The 1,105-nt window shown below is 58.3% G+C and carries 1 protein-coding gene; it reads right to left on the bottom strand.

Annotated elements, in window-relative coordinates:
* Window positions 1–1,105 (bottom strand): hypothetical protein (locus C8J46_RS21070; RefSeq protein ID WP_165886697.1); only part of this gene is annotated, 1,105 nt, incomplete at both ends.

Raw genomic sequence — 1,105 nt, 5'->3', positions numbered from 1 at the left:
GTGCGCGAACCAGCTTCGATCATCGCAGCGCGAGCGTTGGGCGTCCCCATGTTCACGTTGCTGTAGTAGGTGCCGTCACCAGCATCACCGATCCAACCTCGATCGCGGTTGTACTGCATCATCCCGTTGTATTCGGTCATGTACGCAGCGTAGTCGACTTGCGAACCTTCCGTTGTCCAAGCCTGCGTACCGACCTGCCAGCCTCGTGGCCGCATTTCGTTGACCTGATCCTTCGTGAGACGGTTGTTGCTGGCAGGCGCGTCGATGCCGCTCGTGCTGGCAATCGCACCCGGCGACAGCAGGAAAGGCATCTGAGTAAGGCCCTTCGCCTCAAACATTGGCTTGAGCCCGGTGTAAACGTCCTTCCAGGCGTCATCCATGCGAAGGATGATTGCAGCCTTGGTGCGTGGATTGGGCGTGAACACAAGGTCGGAAACCTGCACGCTGAAAGCCCCGCCGCTCTTATCGCCAACCCGGATTTGGTAGTGCGTGATAGCCGCGAGGTTAGCGCCAGTGCCGTTCACGACAAATCGTGAAGTACGGTCGCCAACCTTACCCCACACCCCAGGGGTGTTAGCATCCTTGGCTGGATCAAGAGTGAAGTTCAGGTAGCCAGTATACATCGTCTTGGTGACGAAGTTTGCTGGTACGGAGGTAGGGGAACCCGACGAATACAGGTCAATTTCGACCTGACACTCACTAGAGGTCGTGTACATACGTCGCAGCCACAACGCTAGATTACCGTTGCTCATATCAACAGGTGTAGGGAACGTGCCGCGAATGGTCGCCTGATTGTACGCGTTCGCGCCATTGACGATCATCGACAACACGTTGCGCGCGTCGATAAAGTCCGTCGAAGGCACGAAAGCCACAGGATAGATGCCACTCGACCGGCTCGCGATATCCGAGTCCTGCCGAATCTGACGCGTCGTCGACGGGAAGTTAGGGAACTTTGGGATGTCGCTCGGCGCAGGCGTGCCGCCGCCAGCCAATGGCTTCCCAACAGCAGCCAAGACCCCAGCCGCTGCGCCCACCAACGCCACGCTGTATGGCAGAAACACGCGCCGGGTTAGATTTCCAGTACCGTGCTGCAGAACGACCTCCG

It is taken from the genome of Sphingomonas sp. PP-F2F-A104-K0414 (genome assembly GCF_004340945.1).
In the GTDB taxonomy this organism is placed as follows: domain Bacteria; phylum Pseudomonadota; class Alphaproteobacteria; order Sphingomonadales; family Sphingomonadaceae; genus Sphingomonas.
The sequence above is the reverse complement of the archived record's forward strand: the minus strand, read 5'-3'. Positions and strand labels throughout refer to the sequence as shown.